Genomic DNA, 3,765 nt, shown 5'->3' with positions numbered 1-3,765 from the left:
CTGCCGTGCCGTAGGCGGCGGGCACGGCGGGGAACCGGAGGGCGGCGCCCTCGGGTGCCCCACGCGGGCCGCGTCCGCGGCCAAAGTGCCGCGTCAGGGATGGACGCCCGAGAGGGCCGAGACCCGGAGGGGCTCGGGGCCGCGCCCGACAGCCCGGCCCCCGCACCGCGGGGGAGACGCCCGGATGGCACAGCAGAGGTTTTCAGGTTGTGGACTACGAACCCAAGAAGGTTCTCAGTGGAGCAGGTTCTCGGCTTGGAACGGCAGCCCGTCCAGAAGGGCACCCCCGTCCAGCTTCCGGCAGCATATGTCGGCGACCTCTCACCCTCAGCATGTCAGAAGTCTTGAAGGCAGTGACCTACTGAGGTTCTTTTCTGTGCAGTGCAGGGCAGGAAATTCGGTCCTGCTCCGCGTGCCGGGGTTGGTGAGCCGATACCTTCGCCCGACCGGCGATCTGCATTATATGTATCGTGCGTATCGAAGCAGGAGGGCGTCGTGCGGGTGACCACGGCGGAGTTCGTGCGGAACTGGGGTCGGATCGCCGACCGGGCGCTGGTCGAGCCGGTGACGGTGACGCGCAACGGCCGCGATCGCTTGGTGGTGATCTCGGCGGAGGAGTACGCCCGGCTCAAGCGGCGCGACCGGCGAGTGGTGCGCGCGGAGGAGCTGAGCGAAGCCGAGATCGAGATGATCGCCCGGGCCGAGCCGCCGGCCGAGACGGCGCAGCTCGATGAGCTGCTCGACGGCGAGGCGTGACCTGGCCCGAGCCCCGGCCGGGCCTCGTCATCCGCTACGCCTACCTCTGGGACCGCGAGGCGCGGGCCGGGCAGGAGGAGGGCGCCAAGGACCGGCCCTGCGCCGTGGTGCTCGCGGTGCGCGACGAGGATGGCGACACCCGGGTCTACGTGCTGCCGATCACGCACGCGGCGCCGCATGACCCGGCAGAGGCTATCGAGCTGCCGCCGGCGGTGAAGCGGCACCTCGGCCTCGACGAGGCGCGATCCTGGGTGGTGCTGACCGAGGCCAAGGTCTTCGCCTGGCCCGGGCCCGACCTGCGGCCGCTGCCGGGGCAGGGGCCGGAGAGCGTGGCCTACGGGTACCTCCCGCCGCGCCTGCTGCGCACCATCCGCGACCGCTTCGTCGCGCTCTACCGGGAACGCCAGGGCGGCCTCGTCACGCGCTCCGAGTGACGGCGTCGGCTCGATCCTCCGTTTCGCAACAGCGGGGGACACCCGGCCTACTGACCTCCATGCCTTCTGAGGTAAGAACCTGAATGCCTAATAAGGCCGAGGCGAGCCAACTGCCCTCTCGGGCGCGCTGTGGCAGGACCTCACCGTCTCCGTTCACGGAGCGGCAGAAGCGACAGGGGGCCGGGAAGCGGCCCGCGACGAGAGGGGATGTGTGCCAAGAAAGGAGAACCGGCCCGTGCACCCGAAGGAGCGCAGAGGGGCCGGCCGTGTTGGCGCCGCTATCGCGCCCCGGGCGACGCACCGCAAGGGTCGCTCCCCGGCGGGCCGGCGAAGCCGGCCCGCCGGCAAGGAGTCGTCCGCCGCGGTCCCGGACGGGGAGGGGCCGCCCGTCGGCGGCCCCGCTGGATCACTCCGCCGCCTGCGGCAGCGCCGGGGGCTCGGCCCCGCAGGGGAGGGGAGCCGGACCGGCCTCGGCCGCATCACTGACCGCGCCATTGCCTTCGACCGCCGTGCCCGGCCCGCGCAGCGCCCGCGGCAGCCAGCCCTTGCCGTCCAGCAGCGCCGCCGCGTCGCGCACCATCGCCTCCTTCCTGGCGTCGCGCAGCCGGTGCGCCGCGTCGGCGCCCGCGCCCTCGCGCACGGCCCCGAGGATCAGCGCCTTGGGCACGCGGGCGAGATAGCCCTCCGCCGTGACGCCCCACCACCGCCGCATGTCGAGCCCGGCGGCCTCCGCCACGCGCGCCGCGATGGAGGCCGCCCCGCGCGGCGTGGTCCAGTCGTCCCGCCCGGCATCGGCCACCCGCGCGACGCAGACCGCGAGCAGGCCGAGCAGCGCCGCCGTGTCCTGCGCCATCAGCCAGGGCCAGAGGTCGGCCTGCGCGTCCGGGAGCCGCCCGCGCCACGCGGCCTCCGCGGCCGCGACCGCCTGCCGCGCCGAGCTGTCCGCGACGCCGGGGCAGGCGGCGGCGAGGGCAGGGGGGTGGGCCGAGAAGCGGGCCACGGTGTCGGCGTAGCGCGCGTAGAAAGCGTCCGTGGCGAGGCCGTGCAGCAGCACCCGCAGGGCGAGGTCGGGCTGTGCCGCCAGTTCCGCCTGCAGCCCGGCGGTGCGGTGCGCCTCCAACTCGCCTTGCAGGGCGGCCGAGAGGGCAGAGGCCTTGTCCTCCGGCTCCGGCACCGCCATGCCACCCGCAGCCGGGCCACCCTCCGCATGGTCGGCAGGGTCCACACCCTCGGCGTCCTCAGCCTCAGCCTCGCCGCTCTCATCCGCGTCGGGCTTCGGCTCGTCCTCCGGCCGCACGTAGCCCCGCTCCACCCGCAGCGTCCCGTCCGAGGCGAGCGTGACCACCGTGCCCGCGACGGCCATGTCCTCGGGCCGGAAGGCGCGCCCGCGCGCGTCCAGGGCGTCGAGTTCCGCCTCGATGCGGTCCAGCTCCGCCGCGACCGCCTCCGGCAGGTCGTCGCTGCTGCCGTGCTCCGCCGCGAGGTCGTCGTAGCGGGAAGCGAGCGCCGCCCGGCGCGCCTCGTCCTCGGCCGAAAGGGGAACCTGCACGGGCCACACCCGGCGGCAGCGCCACGCCTGCGATTGCGCCTCGGGGCCGATGGCGACCCAAGCCCAACCCTCCGCGCGCACCGCCTCGGCCTCGCGCTCCATCCGCTCGGCCACCAGCCGTTCCAGTAGGGCTGCGTCCTCGATCCAGCCGCCGCGGTCCTCGGCGAACAGGTCGCGCTGCACCCGCCCGCCCGCGGCGAGGTAGGCGTCGAGCCCGACCAGCAGCACCCGGCGGTCGGTGGCGGGCACCAGGGCGTTGGTCAGCAGCCGACGGATTGTGTCGGGGCTGCGCTGCCACGCCGGCAATTGCGCGAACACCCGCTCCTGCGCCGCGTGGTCCTCGGTGACGGCGAAGGCCATCAGGTGGTCCAGGGTCAACGCCTCGTCGCGGTAGGCTTGGATTAGGGCGGGCGAGACGGCGGCGAGGCGCAGCCGCTGGCGCACGGTGTGGGCGGAGACGCCGAAGCGGGCCGCGATCTCCTCCACGCCGAGGCCCTCGCCGTCCCGGTGCAGCGCGGCGAATGCCTCGAACTGGTCGGCCGGGTGCATGTCGAGCCGCACCGTGTTCTCGGCGAGGCTCGCCTCCGCGTCGTTGGCGCCGTCCAGCACGCGGCAGGGGATGGGCGCGTGCTTCGCCAGCCGCTTGCCCTTCGCCAGCAGCCGCAGCGCCGCGAGCCGGCGGCCCCCGGCGACGACCTCGAAGCGCCCGGTCTCCCGGCCCGCGCCGTCCAGCTTGGCGCGCACCGCGAGGGATTGCAGCAGCCCGTGCGCCGCGATGGAGGCGGCCAGCGCCTCGACACCGAGCCCCGCGCCGGTGCGGCGGACGTTGGCGGGGGAGGGGTCCAGCTTGGAGAGCGCGATCTCGGTCGTGGTGTGGGTGACGGTCTCGGTCATGGTGATCTCCCTTCGTGGCAGCGGGAAGCAGCCCCGCTGCTTCCCTGCCCGTCGGCGAGACCGGGAGCGGGAGGGGGGTGCCCGCGGCCGGGCGCGGCCGGGCTGCGAGGGAGCGGGCCGCAGGCTTGCGAG

General features: G+C 74.7%; 3 protein-coding genes. 2 read left to right on the top strand and 1 reads right to left on the bottom strand.

What is annotated here, in order from left to right:
• Window positions 1–495: 495 nt before the first annotated feature.
• A complete protein-coding gene (locus HJG45_RS28125) occupies window positions 496–756 on the top strand; it encodes a type II toxin-antitoxin system prevent-host-death family antitoxin (RefSeq protein WP_171617275.1) in 261 nt (86 codons plus the stop codon).
• Window positions 753–1,190: a hypothetical protein gene (locus tag HJG45_RS28120; protein ID WP_171617273.1), complete on the top strand. Its 438-nt coding sequence runs from the start codon at window positions 753–755 to the stop codon at window positions 1,188–1,190. The genes HJG45_RS28125 and HJG45_RS28120 overlap by 4 nt, the downstream gene beginning before the upstream one ends.
• A gap of 406 nt (window positions 1,191–1,596) precedes the next feature.
• Here HJG45_RS28120 and HJG45_RS28115 read toward each other — a convergent pair whose 3' ends face one another.
• The gene (locus HJG45_RS28115; RefSeq protein WP_171617271.1) at window positions 1,597–3,633 is read right to left on the bottom strand and encodes a ParB/RepB/Spo0J family partition protein; all 2,037 of its coding nucleotides are present in this window, start codon (window positions 3,631–3,633) and stop codon (window positions 1,597–1,599) included.
• Window positions 3,634–3,765: the final 132 nt, after the last annotated feature.

The organism is Roseicella sp. DB1501 (assembly GCF_013112485.1).
In the GTDB taxonomy this organism is placed as follows: domain Bacteria; phylum Pseudomonadota; class Alphaproteobacteria; order Acetobacterales; family Acetobacteraceae; genus Paracraurococcus.
Note: the sequence above shows the minus strand (reverse complement) of the source record. Positions and strands in the feature narration are given on the sequence as shown.

Coding starts and splice junctions, on each gene's coding strand:
- HJG45_RS28115 (WP_171617271.1), bottom strand. CDS start 3,633: ATGACCGAGACCGTCACCCACACCACGACCGAGATCGCGCTCTCCAAG.